At 53.8% G+C, this 16,389-nt stretch carries 14 protein-coding genes, 1 tRNA gene and 2 pseudogenes; 12 read left to right on the forward strand and 5 right to left on the reverse strand.

What is annotated here, in order from left to right; all coding sequences use genetic code 11:
- Positions 1-86: 86 nt before the first annotated feature.
- Positions 87-275, forward strand: a pseudogene (locus OH720_RS18235) (integrase); the annotation flags it as partial.
- A 653-nt stretch (positions 276-928) separates the two neighbouring features.
- On the forward strand, positions 929-1,510 hold the full coding sequence (locus OH720_RS18240; protein WP_272602320.1) for a CatB-related O-acetyltransferase: 582 nt from the start codon (positions 929-931) through the stop codon (positions 1,508-1,510).
- A gap of 222 nt (positions 1,511-1,732) precedes the next feature.
- Here OH720_RS18240 and OH720_RS18245 read toward each other — a convergent pair.
- Positions 1,733-1,987 (reverse strand): annotated as a pseudogene (locus tag OH720_RS18245) (phage portal protein); the annotation flags it as partial.
- 77 nt (positions 1,988-2,064) lie between these two features.
- On the opposite strand from OH720_RS18245, the gene OH720_RS18250 reads away from it, so the two are divergent.
- Complete coding sequence (locus tag OH720_RS18250) at positions 2,065-2,340, forward strand: tyrosine-type recombinase/integrase (protein ID WP_442967200.1); 276 nt, start codon at positions 2,065-2,067, stop codon at positions 2,338-2,340.
- Positions 2,341-2,423: 83 nt separating this feature from the next.
- Here OH720_RS18250 and OH720_RS18255 read toward each other — a convergent pair.
- Positions 2,424-2,510 (reverse strand) — tRNA-Leu (locus tag OH720_RS18255).
- Between the two features lie 418 nt (positions 2,511-2,928).
- Here OH720_RS18255 and OH720_RS18260 point away from each other — a divergent pair.
- From OH720_RS18260 to OH720_RS18285, 6 genes are all read left to right on the forward strand, one after another.
- A complete protein-coding gene (locus OH720_RS18260) occupies positions 2,929-7,077 on the forward strand; it encodes a CheR family methyltransferase (protein ID WP_272602321.1) in 4,149 nt (1,382 codons plus the stop codon).
- 280 nt (positions 7,078-7,357) lie between these two features.
- Positions 7,358-8,377: a hypothetical protein gene (locus OH720_RS18265; RefSeq protein WP_272602322.1), complete on the forward strand. Its 1,020-nt coding sequence runs from the start codon at positions 7,358-7,360 to the stop codon at positions 8,375-8,377.
- Positions 8,365-9,135, forward strand: a complete 771-nt coding sequence (locus tag OH720_RS18270; protein WP_272602323.1) for a hypothetical protein — start codon at positions 8,365-8,367, stop codon at positions 9,133-9,135. Before OH720_RS18265 ends, OH720_RS18270 begins: the two co-directional genes overlap by 13 nt.
- A 374-nt stretch (positions 9,136-9,509) precedes the next feature.
- On the forward strand, positions 9,510-9,719 hold the full coding sequence (locus OH720_RS18275; RefSeq protein ID WP_272602324.1) for a hypothetical protein: 210 nt from the start codon (positions 9,510-9,512) through the stop codon (positions 9,717-9,719).
- A gap of 429 nt (positions 9,720-10,148) precedes the next feature.
- On the forward strand, positions 10,149-10,799 hold the full coding sequence (locus tag OH720_RS18280; RefSeq protein ID WP_272602325.1) for a hypothetical protein: 651 nt from the start codon (positions 10,149-10,151) through the stop codon (positions 10,797-10,799).
- A 16-nt stretch (positions 10,800-10,815) separates the two neighbouring features.
- Complete coding sequence (locus OH720_RS18285) at positions 10,816-11,685, forward strand: hypothetical protein (RefSeq protein WP_272602326.1); 870 nt, start codon at positions 10,816-10,818, stop codon at positions 11,683-11,685.
- Between the two features lie 185 nt (positions 11,686-11,870).
- Here OH720_RS18285 and OH720_RS18290 read toward each other — a convergent pair whose 3' ends face one another.
- Positions 11,871-12,287: a hypothetical protein gene (locus tag OH720_RS18290; RefSeq protein WP_272602327.1), complete on the reverse strand. Its 417-nt coding sequence runs from the start codon at positions 12,285-12,287 to the stop codon at positions 11,871-11,873.
- Between the two features lie 914 nt (positions 12,288-13,201).
- Between OH720_RS18290 and OH720_RS18295 the strand changes: the two genes are divergently transcribed.
- Together OH720_RS18295 and OH720_RS18300 are read left to right on the forward strand one after the other, a co-directional pair.
- Positions 13,202-13,612: a response regulator gene (locus OH720_RS18295; RefSeq protein ID WP_272602328.1), complete on the forward strand. Its 411-nt coding sequence runs from the start codon at positions 13,202-13,204 to the stop codon at positions 13,610-13,612.
- A 163-nt stretch (positions 13,613-13,775) separates the two neighbouring features.
- Complete coding sequence (locus OH720_RS18300; protein ID WP_272602329.1) at positions 13,776-14,192, forward strand: response regulator; 417 nt, start codon at positions 13,776-13,778, stop codon at positions 14,190-14,192.
- Between the two features lie 333 nt (positions 14,193-14,525).
- Here OH720_RS18300 and OH720_RS18305 read toward each other — a convergent pair whose 3' ends face one another.
- Positions 14,526-14,771 carry a DUF1652 domain-containing protein gene (locus OH720_RS18305; RefSeq protein ID WP_272602330.1) on the reverse strand — a complete coding sequence of 82 codons (246 nt, stop codon included), beginning with the start codon at positions 14,769-14,771 and terminating at the stop codon, positions 14,526-14,528.
- Between the two features lie 136 nt (positions 14,772-14,907).
- A complete protein-coding gene (locus OH720_RS18310) occupies positions 14,908-15,129 on the reverse strand; it encodes a hypothetical protein (protein WP_272602331.1) in 222 nt (73 codons plus the stop codon).
- Between the two features lie 941 nt (positions 15,130-16,070).
- Between OH720_RS18310 and OH720_RS18315 the strand changes: the two genes are divergently transcribed.
- Positions 16,071-16,304: a hypothetical protein gene (locus OH720_RS18315; RefSeq protein ID WP_272602332.1), complete on the forward strand. Its 234-nt coding sequence runs from the start codon at positions 16,071-16,073 to the stop codon at positions 16,302-16,304.
- Positions 16,305-16,389: the final 85 nt, after the last annotated feature.

Consider the following 16,389-nt stretch of genomic DNA (forward strand, 5'->3'; position numbering starts at 1 on the left):
CACGCTTACTGATGGACAATATGAAGCGACTCGATATACCACTTTCATCCAATAGACGACTGTCTTGAATGTCAGCCCTGGGTCCCCGGAAGTCAGAACACAAGGTCCGCTCGACGCGGTTGATCGTTACAGAGGATGGCACACCAATGTCGGTGGCGATGCTGCGGGGGAGATTTGACTTGGCCAGGGAAGCGGCCGGGGTCGAAAAGTCCGAGTTCCAAATGCGCGACTTGCGCGCTAAAGCCGGTATATCGAAAACGGAACCATGGGATGACTGACAAATACCTGGACCAAATGCGGCAGTTGGTATCCGATATGCGTGCAAGCCTGGACGTCGCACATATCGCAATAGAGCTACCCCCTACCAAGAACGAGCCTGCCCCAGTCCATGCTCAAGCCAAGGATCGGGCGTCAAGGGACTACAAAGACTGTCCGAAGCTGTCGAGTTGTTGGCTGCTGAATTGGGAGATGCACCAGCTCCAGTCCGCCACTGAGTCCGGCACTAAAAGACTTTACCTGTGAAAGGGATCCACCCATGAAGTACCTCGTAGCGCTAGCCTTTTTGGCGGCCACCCAATTGGTATATGCAGACTGTTCTGTGTCTGACATCAAAATAACGTCGATGAAAGCCCAGTTTGTGAATACCTGCGGTAGCGCGAACTGCACTCACATGACTGGCATCGCCACGCTGGTAAATAGCTGCGCCGAGGCCACGGACGTTTAAGTGCCAATTACTGCCTACGACAAATTCGACTCGTCCGTTTCCATCAATGAGTATTGCTCCGCGAGTGTTCGAGATATTCCGACTTTCTAAAAGCGAATACGGGAAAAACCAATCACAGAGCATTAGTACCTAATTAGCATTCCGTTTCTATTCATTAAAAACTGCCACTTTAGAAAAATCATTAATACAGGCGATTATTTAACCATGACAAACAATGTAGAAAGATACGGAAAAATCGGAGAAAGTAATATAATAGTAGGACGCTTTACTTACGGATTCGAGAACTTATCGATAAGGCAATGGGGTGAGGGAGCTAGTCTAACAATCGGATCATTTTGTTCACTTTCAACTTCTATCAATATTTTTCTGGGAGGAAATCATAGAACAGATTGGACGACAACATTTCCGTTCGGCCATATTTTTGTGGATGAGCTGGGCGGCCAAGAAATAAGCGGTCACCCACAAACGAAAGGTGACTTGATTATTGGGGATGATGTCTGGATTGGGCACGGGGTGACTATTATGTCTGGCATATCGATAGGATCAGGGGCAGTGCTGGCTACCAATGCTACGGTAGTTAAAGATGTAGAGCCTTATGAGATTGTTGGCGGCAATCCAGCACAACCTTTGAAAAAACGATTTGAAAAGGAGATAGTTGATTTGCTGCTAGAGCTGAGCTGGTGGAATTTGCCATTGGATGCGATTAAAGAAGCGTCTATAAAACTGTCTATGCCCCCAACAAAAGAGTTATTAATTGAGCTTATAAGAAAATACCGAAGCCGATAGTGCAATGAATTTTCCGAGAAAATCGAACGGGTAGCCAATGAGTGGAAGGCCCCCCCTGTGCCTCCCACGCGGTCTCCGCCGCAAGCGAGTGACGGTGCATTACTCGTAACGCCGCTAATGTTGAAAGCCCCCCCACACCAAGCCCGGTACGGGGGCTTTTATTGTTTGGCCACGGAAACCACCACTTCCCAGACTGGATGACCAGTCTCCGGCCGCCTGGTTTCACCCTTGTGCCGGAATCTCATATGGCCGGAAGCTCACCACCTCCTCTCCAAGCCAGTCATTGATCTGCAGCAGCCTGGCTTGCTCCGGTTCTAGCTCGTTGACAGCCCACACCTGCGCCGCATCGCGGATCGAACCAAAGCCCCCAGCGTTTTGCGGAACCACGCCCATCAACTGCGGTGGTATACGCAACATGGCGAGCTGATCGTCGCGGCTGATGTTCTTGATCGCACCGAAGTCATCCGCCAGGGCAAGACAGGAGCGAACGCCGAATCGAGATCGCTGGCGAACTAAAGGTGGTCATAGACCGGATTGCTGCAAGAATAGCCGAAATGAAGGTCAGGTTTACTCGTTTGGTCGTGATCGACAACGGGCAACCACTGACCTATTCAATGCTCAGGGGTGGTTTTGATATAGCCAGGGAGAAAGCCGGGATTGATAAGGCGCACTTTCAGATGCGTGATTTGCGGGCCAAAGCAGCTACGGACAAGGAAGAATCGACAGGGAACATTCGAGAGGCGATGGACCAGCTGGGCCACACCACCGTCGTGATGACTGAGCACTACATCCGCAACCGGAAAGGCAAGAAGGTGACGTCGACAAAATAGGTATTGCGGCAAAAATTCAAAAATTGCGGCAATAAAAAACAAAGGGCTTGCGTGAGGTATCTCACGCAAGCCCTTGATATTCATGGTGCCCGAAGCCGGAATCGAACCGGCACGCCCTTACGAGCGGGGGATTTTAAGTCCCATGCGTCTACCAGTTTCGCCATTCGGGCGGTAGCGCGGTGAAGCAGAGGGGGGAATATATACATCCCGTCCGGGCGAAGCAAGTTTGTGACGCTGTTTTTCGAACACTGGATCCAACCGGTTACAGAAAAAAAAGCGCGTTAAATCATGGATCTACGGTGATTTTTTACAGCATCGGGCAAGATCGACAGCGAACATGTGCCCAGCGCGTCGCGAAAACGACAATATCACTTTATATTTCAATAGCTTGGCAGCACAACCAAACCCTTTCACCGCCCTCGCCCGCTGCCAGGCCGGCCAACCCCGCGACCTGATCTATGCTGGTGCCAACAGCGCCGATCTTTGCCTTCGCAATGCGGCGCTGTGCGCATTATTCTTAGCCCTTTCCTGGACCCGTTCGAATTGGCGTCGGCAGGCTGCCGCCATCGCCATTTAAGGCCTTAATTGATGAAGTCTTCCACGAAGCACACTCCCGATGCCCCCCAGCGCAGAGAGTCGACCCCCAGTACGCTGGACTTTCCCGTGGTAGGCATCGGCGCTTCCGCCGGCGGGCTTCAGGCCGTGAAGGCATTTTTCCAGCACATGCCCGATGACAACGGCATGGCCTTCGTGGTCATTCTTCATCTGTCACCGGATCACCAGAGCATCGTCGACCGGATCATCCAGGAAGTCACCGGGATGCCGGTGCTGCAGGTGACCGAAACCACTGATATCCAAAAGAACACCGTCTACGTCATCCCGCCCGCGCACCACCTGACCATGAGCGATGGCTACCTGTCGGTGACATTGGCCGATCGCCACCCTAGCTTGAACATCGCCATCGATCTGTTCTTCAGGGACCTGGCGGATGTGCACAAGGAGCGTGCCTTTTGCCTGGTGCTGTCGGGCACGGGTTCCGACGGCGCGGTGGGGTTGTCGCGAATCAAGGAACAAGGCGGCATCACACTGGTGCAGGCCCCTGAAGATGCCGAGTTCGACGGCATGCCCCGCGCCGCCATCGACACCCAGATGGTCGATCTGGTGCTGCCGGTGGTGCAAATGCCACAAAAACTGCTGGAGCTGTGGCACAACTCGCAAGCCATTCACCTGCCCATCACCGACGACCCTGACGCCAGTATCGGCCCAGCTGCCAGCGAGCGCGACGCTGTCGTCGCGGAACAGCTGCTGCAAGACATTCTGCTGCAACTGCGCGCGGGCACTGGCCACGACTTCAAGCACTATAAGCGCGCAACGGTGCTGCGCCGCATCGAGCGACGCCTGCAAGTGACCGCCCAACCGGATCTGGCCGCCTACTACCAGTACCTGCAAGCACACCCGCAAGAAACCCGGGAACTGCTGTGCGACATGCTGATCGGCGTCACCAATTTCTTTCGCGACCGCGAAGCCTTCCAGGCTCTGGAGCGCGATGTCGTGCCCAGCTTGCTCAAGTCGTTGCAGGATTCACGGCCGCACCGTGACGAGATCCGTGTCTGGTCGGCGGGCTGCTCCACCGGCGAAGAAGCCTATAGCCTGGCGATGCTGTTGACCGAACAGCTGGCGCAGCAAGACAGCCCTGCCAAGCTGCAAGTCTTCGCCACGGATATCGATGACCGGGCCATCGCCTTCGGCCGCAACGGCGTTTATCCCGAGGCCATCGCAACCGATGTCCCGTCGTCCTACATGCGCCAGTACTTCAGCCGGGAACAACAGCACTTTCGCGTACGCAAGGAAGTCCGCGAGAAAGTACTGTTCGCCAGGCACAGCCTGTTGCTGGACCCGCCGTTCTCGCAAATCGATCTGATCGTCTGCAGAAATTTGCTGATCTACCTCGACCGCGACGTGCAGCGCGACATCATGCAGATGTTCCATTTTGCCTTGCGCCCGGGCGGCTACCTGTTCCTGGGGTCCTCCGAGTCCGCTGACGCTTGCCTGGACCTGTTCACCCCCGTGGACAAACGCAACCGCATCTTCCGCGCCAAGAGCGGCCTGGCCAATACCCGGCGGGCGCCGGCCATGCCTCGGGGTGGCTACGTGCGCACCACCGTCGCCAGCAGCCCCGTCGTCGCTCAAACCGCACGCAAGACGTCCTACGCCGATATCCACCTGCGCGCTCTGGAAAAGGCTGCGCCGCCGAGCATCATCGTCGACACCCATGCCAATATCCTACACATCACCGAAGGTGCCGGACGTTTCCTGCGTTACGTGGCCGGCGAGTTGTCGCGTAACTTGCTGACGCTGGCCCACCCGGACCTGCGACTGGAGATCCGCACCACGCTGTTTCAGGTGCAGCAGGCCGGCACACCAGTGACCTCGCGCAAAGTACGGATCGAGCGTGAGCAGCGCAGCTACCTGGTCGACCTGACTGCGCACCCGTACAAGGATGAAGAGACCGAAAACGAGTACGTCCTGGTGATCTTCGAGGAGCGTGAAGTCGAGCCTCAGGACTCGCTCGCCAACGTCGCGAACCAGACCGAAAACCGGATATTGAGCAATCTCGAGCAAGAGCTGCAGCGCACCAAGCTGCATTTGCAGGAGACCATCGAGCAATCGGAGGTATCCAGCGAAGAGCTCAAGGCCTCCAACGAGGAAATGCAGGCCATCAACGAGGAGCTGCGTTCGGCTACCGAAGAGCTGGAGACCAGCAAGGAAGAGCTGCAATCGATCAACGAGGAACTGTTGACGGTCAACTACGAGCTCAAGACCAAGGTTGAAGAAACCGACAAGATCAACGACTACCTCACCAACCTGATTGCCTCCACCGACATTGCCACCGTCTTCGTCGATCGCAACATGCGCATCCGCTGGTTCACCCCCAGGGCCACGGACATCTTCAGCATGCTGCCGGTCGACACCGGGCGCTCGCTGATGGACATCACCCACCGCCTGGATTACCCGCAGTTGGCCGAGGACGCGGCGACAGTTTTCGATTCGCTGAACATGATCGAGCGCGAGGTCAGCAGCCACGACCAGCGCTGGTACATCGCCCGCCTGCTGCCCTACCGGTCCAGCGAGGACCACATCGACGGCACGGTGCTGACCTTCATCGACATCACCAAGCGTCGCGCCGCCGAAGACGAGCTGCGCCTGGGTGAGGAACGCATGCGCCTGGTCGCGGAAAGCACCCACGACTTCGCGATCATCATTCTCGACGAGCACGGCATGATCACCGATTGGAACACCGGTGCGCAGCTGATTTTCGGTTACGCCAAGGACGAAGTCCTGGGCGCCTGCTATGACCTGATCTTCACCCCCGAGGACCGCGCCGAGGGCGTGCCGGAGGCAGAACTGGCGGCGGCACGCCAACATGGGCGAGGCGAAGACGAGCGCTGGCACCTGCGCAAGGACGGCAGCCGCTTCTATTGCAGCGGCGAAGTCGCCCTGCTCAAGGGGGAAAGCCTGCAGGGCTACGTGAAGATTGCGCGCGACCTCACCGGTCACAAGCGCATTCACGACCAGCAAAACCAGCAACTGGCGGAAACCCAGACCAGCAGCCACCTCAAGGACGAGTTCTTTGCCGTGATGTCCCATGAGCTCAAACACCCGCTCAATCTTATCCAGCTCAACGCAGAACTGCTGCGTCGACTGCCAATCACCAAAAGCGCCGGGCCGGCCATGAAAGCCGTCAACACCATCTGCGATGCCGTAAGCAGCCAGGCACGGATCATCGACGACCTGTTGGACGTCGCCAGGGTGCGCACCGGCAAACTCAAACTGAAAAAACAAGCGGTGGACCTGGGACGGATTCTCCAGGACATTCACACCGTGCTCGTCAACGACCAGCATCCGTGCGTCATCACGCTGCAGGTGCCTCAGCCCCCCGAGCCAGCGCTGGTGGTGGATGCCGACAGCACACGCCTGGAACAGATCATCTGGAACCTGGTGAACAACGCGTTGAAGTTCACCCCGCAAAATGGTCAAGTCGAGCTGATCGCCAGCCAGGTCGACGGCATGGCACGCCTGGATGTCATCGACAGTGGCGCAGGGCTTGAACAGGACAACCTGCACAAGGTGTTCGACCTGTTCAGCCAGGCGGAAAACCAGCACACCCCGCAACAGCGCGAGGGCCTGGGCATTGGCCTGTCATTGGTGCGCCAATTGGTCGAAGCCCATGGCGGTTCGGTGAATGTACATTCCGAAGGCCTGGGCCGCGGATGCCGATTTACCGTCCTGTTGCCACTGTGCCAGACGCCACAGCACGCCAACGACCAACCGCAAAGCAGGGGCGAATCGGGGCGCCTGATCGGCCAGAAAGTGCTGCTGGTGGATGACTCCAGGGAAGTCATGGAAGTCCTGCAACTGCTGCTGGAAATGGAGGATGCCCACGTAGAAGCCTTCAGCGACCCACTCAAGGCCCTGCAAGCGGCCAAGGACAGCAGCTACGACGTGATCATCTCGGATATCGGCATGCCAGTCATGAGTGGCCACGAACTGATCCAGGCGATTCGCCAGATCACCCACCTCAAACACACACCGGCCATTGCCCTGACGGGGTACACCACCAGCAACGACGAGAAAAAGGCCAGGCAATCGGGCTTCAATTACCACGTGAGCAAGCCGGTGTCCCATGATGACTTCATCGACATTATTGATGAGGCGTGTAATTCGCGACCCTATTGAGGTGCGCGGCTGACTGACAGGGTGAGCTTTGATATTACGGGAAGCGCGGTTGGGGGAAATGAGGGTACTGCACAGGTGGGCAAGTATGCCCGGCCTTCACGGTTCGACGCATCACACTGTCCAGTTCATAACGCGCAGTCGCATGCCCCCCCACCACGCCCGCACTATGCGTGGCAGGTTTCGCCTATGACGCCTGAAATCGCGTATCTGTAAATCACTTTTTTGACTTGTTAACCACCATGGTTTACAGTGAAAAAAGTGATTAACACGAAGTTGGGATATGCCGAATTTACAAGACGAAGCAAAGGCCTACATCGAGTCCGTTCTCGGTGTGACGGCGCACCTGACGCCGATGCCCCTCAGGGTCCCCTTCAACATCCGGGACAGCTACAAAACCTACGAATTGAGCATCCCGATGGCGAACCACTCGGCGCTCACTATGATGCTGCTGGTCTCCAGAGCTGAGGTTGATTATCCAGGCATCGTGAAGCTGCAGAAGCACATCGATCTGGTGCGCAAAGTTACCAACCAGGTAATCACCTACGTCTGCAGGTCTCTGACGATCCAAGACCGGCGAAGCCTGATCACGCATCAGGTCAACTTTATCCAGCCCGGCTTCCAGATGTTCATTCCGGAGATGGCACTGGACCTGCGCGAAAGTTTCCGCCGACGGCGCGAGCAAAGCGAGGTTACCTCCCTCCTCCCCGCCGCCCAGGCCATGCTTCTCTCATGCCTCTATGCAGGCAAAACAGACGAATCCTATTTCACGACGAACGCTCTGCTGGGCGATCTCAGCTACAGCCGGGTGACTCTCTCCAAGGCAGTGGATCAGCTGAAATCGCTGGAGGTGATTACCCCTGCCAAAAGCGAGCTGCCCTGGAAGACCTACGCCTTCAGCGGATCGCCTGCTGAGGTGTTCCGAAAGGCCAAGCAATACCTACGGTCCCCCGTCAAAAAGAAAATAGGCATTACTCGCAATGCTATCCCCATGGCGCCCGGTGTATTCATCGCCGGAGAAACAGCCTTAGCCATGTGTACGATGCTGGCGGAGCCAAAGCAGGCTGTATGGGGAATGAGCAAGAAAGTGTTCAATGACATGCTGGCGCTTGAAGCGTTCGAGGTCATCGAGTCGGTGGACGCGATCGAGGAATGGGTGGAGATCTGGGCGTATCCGTCGCTCACCGAATCGCAACACTTGGCAGACGCAGCGTCGCTTTTTCTGAGCTTGGAAGACAACCCCGACGAACGCATTCAGATTGCGCTGGATGAACTCAAGGAGCAGGTTAAATGGCTAGCGTGAGAGGTCTGGATGTATTCGGCCAGCATTTCCGCGATTTCCGTGATCGCTACGTCCTGATCGGTGGCGTTGCCTCCGCTCTGGCAATGGATGATGCCGGTGAAAGTTTCAGGGCCACCAAGGACTTGGACATTGTCCTGGTTATCGAAGCACTGGATGCTGGATTCGTTGCTCATTTCTGGGACTTTATCAAGGCAGGTGGGTATCAGATCAAGCAAAAGGGCGGTGACCGACCCGTGTTCTATCACTTCCAGAACCCTACAAATGAGACCTATCCCGTCATGATCGAACTCTTTTCGCGTGCGCCAGAAGGCCTGGAGCACGAAGAGAACGCGACGGCAACACCCATCCCCACAGACGAATCGGTATCTAGCTTATCCGCGATCCTGCTCGATGACGCCTACTACGATTTTTTGCTTGGTGGGCGCCAGCAGAATGAGGAGCTGTCCTACGTCAGCGCTGATCGCCTCATCCCCTTCAAGGCCAAAGCCTGGCTCGACCTGTCTCAGCGCAAAATGAACGGTGAAGGCAGGATCGATAGCAAGAACATCAAGAAGCACCGTAACGATGTCCTGGTTCTGACCGGCCTACTGACCGGCGATGTCATCGAATTGTCCGAGAGGCTCAACGCGGACATGGTGCAGTTCCTTGAGCGCCTGGCGGCCGAGGAGATCGACTTCAAAGCACTCAGGATCCGGGGAGACCTCCAGACCATTATCGGTCGTATTGCAGAGTCCTTCGGCCTCCAAGCTACCTCATAAGAACGGCTTTCAGTTAGGGGTGCGGAACACATGCCAACAATTGCAGAACACATCACTTCCCGAGGGCAATAAAAAAACCCCGTAGATCATTGATCTACGGGGCTATTTATAGTGGAGGCCGAGGTCGGAATCGAACCGGCGTAGGCGGATTTGCAATCCGCTAGTGAAACTCATACTGGCTGCGGCATGTAGCCTTTTTTAGTTCCGAAACTAAGGCGATACAGATGCTCTCCAGACCGCATAAAATGCGGGCTCGTCCTTGAGTTTGGGAACTGATTCTAACCCCTCCCCTGGCATTCTGCCGACCGAATGCCACTCCCCTCGAACACTTCATTTCCCAGATGCTACGCTCACCTCTTCACGGAGGATTCGCGATGCCCAATTCTGACCTGCTCCCTTCCCTACTCTTCAAGATCAACGAAAACCAGCTCGCCCTGGAAGCCGCCATCATGGAGCTATCGAATTGGGTCGAGCAGCGCGGCGCGGCTGACGTCGCCGAGAATGTCCGCGGCGCCTTGCACACCATTGATAAAAACGAAGAGTTCATCAAGCTGACGCTTGCAGTGCTGATGACGCCAGAATGACCGCGATCGGCCAAAAGTGGTCACTCGCGATTGGCTGCTTTAGACACAATTTTTGAAGCATCTTCCAAGCCAACCCGCTAACGGACAGCCTCGTCTAACTACGTTATGGCATACACCCTATATTTCATGAGTTTCATTACAGTCCTATTCATCACGAGCTGCGATTCACCGGCTTCACATATCTGCATTCACAACGATTCATTATCCTCAGCCGCAAAAACCAAGGCCCGGCAAACGCCTCTAAAGCCTGCCCTGCCCCCCCTGCCGCTTTGCAGTTTCGCGCGCCCAAGGTCTGACGGGGATAGGGTGCCTCGGATTAGAACCATCGGAAGAGTAAATGAGCCGGGCAGCGTGAAAAAGCTCGACTAGAATTTAATGTCAAATGCTCTTGGTGTTTCTATCGAAACTTGGATATCAAGGAGCTGGTTTATGTTCAGTCCAAGCAAAAGAACAGGCAGCTTCGTTGCTTTTTTGTGTTTTGCGGTTTTCGCTGCAACCCTCTCTAATTCACCCGTTTTTGCGGGCAACGCTACCGAAGTGGATGTTCAACCTGGCAGATCTAGCAACAGTAGAAGTGCAGGATCGTCTGATGTGGATGCGGCCTACCAAGAGGGACTCCGAGCAATCCAGGGCGTCATGGAGACCATGAGTCAGGAAGAGGCAGAGCGCACAAGGCGTGAACTGGAACAGGCAGCCGAACAGGATCGCCAGGACCTGCTGAAAAAAGAGGAGCAAGCTAGGAAAAACAGGATTCAGGTGCAAAAATCGAAACAGGATCCGACGCTCAATCCTTGGGCCAACAAAGGGCAACGCAATGATGAGCCCAAGACAGAAGAACCTAAATCAATGACGGCCAACCAGCCGCTTGACCCTACGAATGATTATGACGGTAAACCGTGCAAATACTTCACCAAACATAATGATGACGCTCATTTGTATTACCACCAGGATGGCGCCATCGTCAGTTACGGTGAACGCGTGTATGAATGCTCGGGCGGACGTTGGCGTTATTTGGTGAATGTACGTAACTACTGGGCCAATCCCGCAGGCATTGAGGCCAGCAAGGTGGAGAATCGTTAGACGAGGAGTGATAGCAATGGTCAAGGCTATCGAGGGACGCTGTCGTGTCGTTTGGGTTCTCGTGTTGCTGGCCGTGGGAGGGTGCTCCAGTTACGGAGATCGCGACAAAGAGCCAGTGGCGAGCACCTACGAAGAGGTAAAGAATGCATCGGCTCATCTGATTCCTGATTACGATGCGAACTGTTCGAAGGCAAATAGGCCTTTGAAATGGGAGCTGTGGATGGCTTGCCGGCATGCCGCTGCAAAAATCGCAGACTCTTTAATACTGGCGGGGCGTTATGCAGACGCGCAGAAATACATAAACGACTCGTTTGCCTTCTTCAAGGGTGATCCGGACAACGTAAGGGAAGATTCAGCATGTAGGAAGGAGGTTTTCCTGTTTGATGAATTCGGCAAGGATGGCGCGAGTGTGGCACTTGATACCAATCAGGTTCTTTTTCTGGTTGATGAGCATATAGACAAAAAAGTCTCTAAGGAACGCGTTGTCCTAGCGTATCTGTGCGCGCAGGAGATCATGCTTGGGGAACCACAGGAAAGCGTTGTCGTCGTGAAAGAGGCAGGCAACAAACGTTACATAACCCCGCCGGAGTTTGCCAGGTTCAAATCTCGCTCACGGTTTCTTGATGATATTTCCAAGTATGGAGGAACGCTGGACAGAAAGGAGGCCGAGCGATTCTTTTCAGACCTCATCGGGCCGATGGAAAAAGCTTCGACCGCAGCATACAGAAAGAATGAAAATGATGAAGATCGCTCGGGTACAGCCGATGATTATGTCTTGTTTACCAATGCCTTTGAGTATGCGTACAAAGAAGGATTTTCGGAGCCTTATTTGAAATACCTCCAGTATCGGAAAGAAGACGCGGCGAACTTGGCGGGAGCGAAATGAAACTATTAAGACATTTTCTTCTCGCCGGTCACACGCCTGGCGAAGGGCTGCTATGGGTCGGTTTCTGCCCTTCACGGTAGGCAGAAACCGGCCAAAAGTGGACATTTAAAATAGCGGAATGCTCCGGTAGACAACCCCGGCCTATGCTTAGCGGCAATTGGTCATGCCTCAACATATATTATGAGTCATTTAATTCGATTCAATGCTGCGAAGGAGTCAATATAATACTTATCAAAATCCAAACCAGAAAAATCGTCCATGCATACGAATGTGAATATAAGATCGATTGGAACTCTAGCAAATGGATCTCCACTAAGCGTTGGGAATGGATCTCTATCAGGTACATGGAATGAAACTAGCACCCCACTCTTCTTGTCACCTCCTTTGCCAAATCCATTAACACACTCCAGATAAGTGTCGTGAAGAGGAAATGGCGTAAATTTAATTTTTTTACTTCCCCGGTATTCTGGACCTTTTCTCCGTGTAGTAATGCTGGCAAGAATGGCCGAGTTTTCAGAGACTCTTTTCCAAGGAAAAGATAATATCTGCCCGCCCCCAAACCCAATAAAACCTTCAACTGTAACTCTCATTATATTTTTCATCTGACTTCCTCCTGCCTCTATTTTATCAGTGCCGAACACCCGCATAGAAAAGATTAGCAGACCTAAATTACCCGAAATATCTATTTGACATTGAGCATATAGCAGATCATTGATTAACTTTTATATGTCACTTATGAATAGACCCGATAGCGGATGGATATATTATTGCCGGACCTATTCGCAAATTACTACTCTCTACAGGGGTAGCAGAAGAAGAACTTAGTAAACTGGAACAGTCCGTATGGTGATGCATTATCAGCAACCGCCGTAGTAATGTTCTGATTTTCATACGGTACCAGGCTCCGGCTCTATAATCGGTTATAAATTCCGCAAGAATCACTCTCACTCATGACTACGACTCACGAACGCACTGGAGTGAAAAGGAGACAAATTAATTTTTAATACTCTAAACGTCCGCATTGGGTCGACTTCTGCCGGTCACGATCGGCAAAGAACGGCCAATAGCGGACGCTCGAGCAGGTCTTCAATTCCGGTTTACGCCGACGACTGCACGCTACTTGGGTCAATTGGTTATCTCAGCTGCCACTGGAGCAGGATAAAGCTCGCGAGAAAACCAAGTGCAAGGATCGTAAATCCACATGCGATGCCTAGAAGCAGAGGATGTTTCCACAAGGCTCTCATCTCCAGTCGATCAACGAATTGTGAGTGCGAGCATCTGAGCAATAACCAAGCCAGTCAGCCGTCCCAGTCAAGCTCTGGCTCTTGCCTGCGAGAATTCCCCAAAAACGGGGGGACTTTCCTTACATCCGGTGCTGAGTTCCCAGATCTGGTGCGGACATCGGGCTATTTCTGTTTCTCTCTAAGGCGGCAAACAGGGATAGCTCTGCAAAAAAACGCCTAAACTGGGAGAGACGCTATCACTGCCTTTGGTGATATCTGAATAAGGATCCAGCATGAAGGCAAAGCGGGAAAAACCCTTACCCCTGCCTGGATGGGTCATCGTTGTTGAGGACGATCCCACGCTGAGGATGTCGATGGTAGACATTCTGGACGAGATCGGCCTCCGTCCCTTGGATTTCCAATCTGCCGGCGATGCTTTGATCTACTTGATGGGAATGCCCGACGGTTGTCCATTGGTGATCGTTGATCAAGGCCAGCCTGGTCAGTTGAGCGGTGCGGACTTCATTAAGTTAGTGAAAAAGAAATGGCCACCGACCGCCACTGTTCTTACATCTAGCTACGAACTCACCCCCTTAACGTTGCCCGACTCAACAATCCATTTACAAAAGCCGTGGGCAATGGATGATTTGGTGATGGCAGTAACGACGCTGGTTCAACCTAGTCACCCCATCGATAAGGCCTAAGCAATAGAGGTTTTGAATGACTGTTTCGGGTCGACTTGCGCCTCTGCAGACGACACCTACACTTGCCACTTGCTGATGGTACATCCCCAGGCCCACCCATACGGGCTTCGTCCTATGCTGTCTTTTCGATGAGGCACCAACCTGACCTTGAAGGACAAGACGTGTGAACGTGAACTGGGAAGGAATGCTGCCGATCGAAGGTACGGTGATCGTTATTGAGGATGATCCGACCCTTCGATCACTGATGACGGACATCCTGTCTGAGATTGGCGCCCAGTCTCTGGCGTTTGAGACCGCAGACGACGCGCTGACGTACTTTTTGCAAAACACTTTTCACTGCCCGCTTGTGATCGTGGATCAGGCACTACCAGGGCAGATCCAGGGGATGGAGTTTATTGAGATGATCCAGAGTCGTCTGCCATGGATCGCCTCCATTCTCACATCCGGTTATTTAATCGATCCAAGCGACTTACCAACTCATACGATTTATCTGCACAAGCCTTGGTCCCTGGATGACCTGGTGATTTCGGTAGCCACGCTGCTGCAGCCTGGAAACCTCATTATTAAGACATCACCCTGAGTCGCTGGAGGTTTCTATGACTGAGAAAGGCTTCATTGCCCTCCTGTTTGCGTTGAGGGCGTTATGGATCTCGATTCTTAGCGGGTAATTATTCTGGTCGACTAGAACAGCACCACCGTTCTAGAACGCTCTGTGGTGTTATCGTTGTGCGCTGCCGCCGCGCTCGCGTGTCTCTTGTTGGTTCGTTTAGCCGTCCTCCGCGAGCGAGCGCTTCGGTTCGACCACTGTTGTTCGTGGCAGGCAGAAATAAGCTCAGGAGCAACCTCTCGCGTGTCAGCGATCCATCAGAAGACACAATATTCACTGCGGCTATTCGGCAGACGTAACCCATTGTTAGCCGTCGGCGATCATCGTACTTCGACTCGCCATTTCGCTGCGCAGCTCCCTGATGAGATTCGCGATTGCACGATTGGAGGTTAAGTGCTCCGTCGTGACCGCTGTGACCAATAGCTCAACCTGGCCGCTCGACGGATCGAATACTTTGATCATGAGCGATCCATCCGGATTGCTGGTGCAGGTGCAGGAAAGAGGCAGAAAGCCACATTCAATCGTGTGGCGAAGCTCAAGCGGAGAAATCATGACTTACGTCCTCAGAGTCAGCTTATAAATAATAGACGACCTGACGAATGCCTACGAAAACCATCTCAGCCCAATCGGCCAGAGCTACCAACCGACCCTCCAGTTGCCCACACCGCGCGACTCACTGCCCCCCCCCTTACGTTCCTCCTCCCACCCCCTCAACTGCCCGAGCATAGGCTATCGTCGCCACCTCAATTAAGGATCGGCGCTCTTCTCGGTCGATGACTCCTCGCGCATAAAAACGGTCAGCAAGCCGAAGCAACTCTTCATACTGCTCTTGTGCATTCATCCGAACCTCCGGAATCACCAATAAGTCATGAAAAGCGGAAAACACCTCAACCTTCGTGCTGTCGTACATGTCGATTCTCCGGCGTGTATTCCGATAGAGCAGACTTCAATCTCAGTCGTTCATTGCAGGCGATACGCGGCTGGGCTCATGGTGCTTTTTCTACCTACTACGGTCTCCTTGCCCGAGGATCATTTTTCCGAGCCAAGACCTCCCTCTCAAAGCGCTTCTTGATGCACACTCTGGGTCCGATAGTTGCCCGTTACATCAAGCAACAATCGACCATATACACCTGTTAGACAATGCCCTTGGATCCAACACATTGTTCGCCTCACTGCTAGCCTTCCATTCGCGGAGAGAGCGTCGTCACATGCCAGGCTTCTAGGCAAAAGCACACTCACCTCGACCGCGGTTGCAACGACAAATCGGACAATCGGGGGGCAGGAGTGTGGAAGCAGCGGCGGCATTGTTTATACCTGTGTTGGCAGCGACGGTGATGATTTTAACGGCACTAACTGTAGGAGCCGTGCTCTCACTGGTGACAATCCATGCGATCGGCATGACGCAGAGCATGCCGCCAGGTACTCCTTTACTAGCTGCCCTAGCCTCAACACAAATTCCGGTAACGATAACGGTGCTCTTGCAGACCGGAAGCCTAACCACCATCACGGAGTTCATGGCGGGCATAAACCTAATGATGATTTTGGTCACCTTTTAGACGATGCATCAGAGGTCATTAGCATCAAAAACTGTGTTCAATTACTGCGGTCAAGATCTAGAAATCATCAGCTTTCCGGCAAAGAAATGGAAATACCTGGGCACTGAGCTATATCAAAAAAGCTTACGCACGCGCCGGGTCATGCTGGCCTGTTCGAGTTAAAAAACTGGGTGAATCTATCTGTGAGCCCGTCAACCAACGCCCCTCCTAAACGGCACAGAATTCCGGCTAAAAGGAAACCTCTCCACGGTGGGCCATGCTTACAATAAGTGATCTCCCTCAAGGAGCTATCACTATGACCGAACCAAATAGCCTGTATGCCAATTGGCCCGCGCATCACCTGATGTTTGTGGCCCTGCGCGATGGCGGCGATGCTCCGGAACATCTGGCTCCGGCCGTCGCGGCTTTTCATGGCATCAGTGTCGATGAATTGAAGGCGCAGTGCCGGCGCGCCGGTGAAGAATGGATCGCCCGCGACGGCGGCCTGGGTGAAATCAATCAGCGCGTGTACGCCTGGGCGAAAGAATAAGACCGCCGCTTCGAGTAACGCCGTTTATGTTCAAAAGGCCACCACATTTTGACACCATGTGGGGGCCTTTTTGATTGGCGCTATT

The sequence above is a fragment of the Pseudomonas sp. WJP1 genome (genome assembly GCF_028471945.1).
In the GTDB taxonomy this organism is placed as follows: Bacteria; Pseudomonadota; Gammaproteobacteria; order Pseudomonadales; family Pseudomonadaceae; genus Aquipseudomonas.

Bases quoted from the DNA above. Each gene is read 5' to 3' on its own strand.
- OH720_RS18240 (WP_272602320.1), top strand. From the start codon at position 929: ATGACAAACAATGTAGAAAGATACGGAAAAATCGGAGAAAGTAATATA.
- OH720_RS18250 (WP_442967200.1), top strand. From the start codon at position 2,065: ATGAAGGTCAGGTTTACTCGTTTGGTCGTGATCGACAACGGGCAACCA.
- OH720_RS18260 (WP_272602321.1), top strand. From the start codon at position 2,929: ATGAAGTCTTCCACGAAGCACACTCCCGATGCCCCCCAGCGCAGAGAG.
- OH720_RS18265 (WP_272602322.1), top strand. From the start codon at position 7,358: ATGCCGAATTTACAAGACGAAGCAAAGGCCTACATCGAGTCCGTTCTC.
- OH720_RS18270 (WP_272602323.1), top strand. From the start codon at position 8,365: ATGGCTAGCGTGAGAGGTCTGGATGTATTCGGCCAGCATTTCCGCGAT.
- OH720_RS18275 (WP_272602324.1), top strand. From the start codon at position 9,510: ATGCCCAATTCTGACCTGCTCCCTTCCCTACTCTTCAAGATCAACGAA.
- OH720_RS18280 (WP_272602325.1), top strand. From the start codon at position 10,149: ATGTTCAGTCCAAGCAAAAGAACAGGCAGCTTCGTTGCTTTTTTGTGT.
- OH720_RS18285 (WP_272602326.1), top strand. From the start codon at position 10,816: ATGGTCAAGGCTATCGAGGGACGCTGTCGTGTCGTTTGGGTTCTCGTG.
- OH720_RS18290 (WP_272602327.1), bottom strand. From the start codon at position 12,287: ATGAAAAATATAATGAGAGTTACAGTTGAAGGTTTTATTGGGTTTGGG.
- OH720_RS18295 (WP_272602328.1), top strand. From the start codon at position 13,202: ATGAAGGCAAAGCGGGAAAAACCCTTACCCCTGCCTGGATGGGTCATC.
- OH720_RS18305 (WP_272602330.1), bottom strand. From the start codon at position 14,771: ATGATTTCTCCGCTTGAGCTTCGCCACACGATTGAATGTGGCTTTCTG.
- OH720_RS18310 (WP_272602331.1), bottom strand. From the start codon at position 15,129: ATGTACGACAGCACGAAGGTTGAGGTGTTTTCCGCTTTTCATGACTTA.
- OH720_RS18315 (WP_272602332.1), top strand. From the start codon at position 16,071: ATGACCGAACCAAATAGCCTGTATGCCAATTGGCCCGCGCATCACCTG.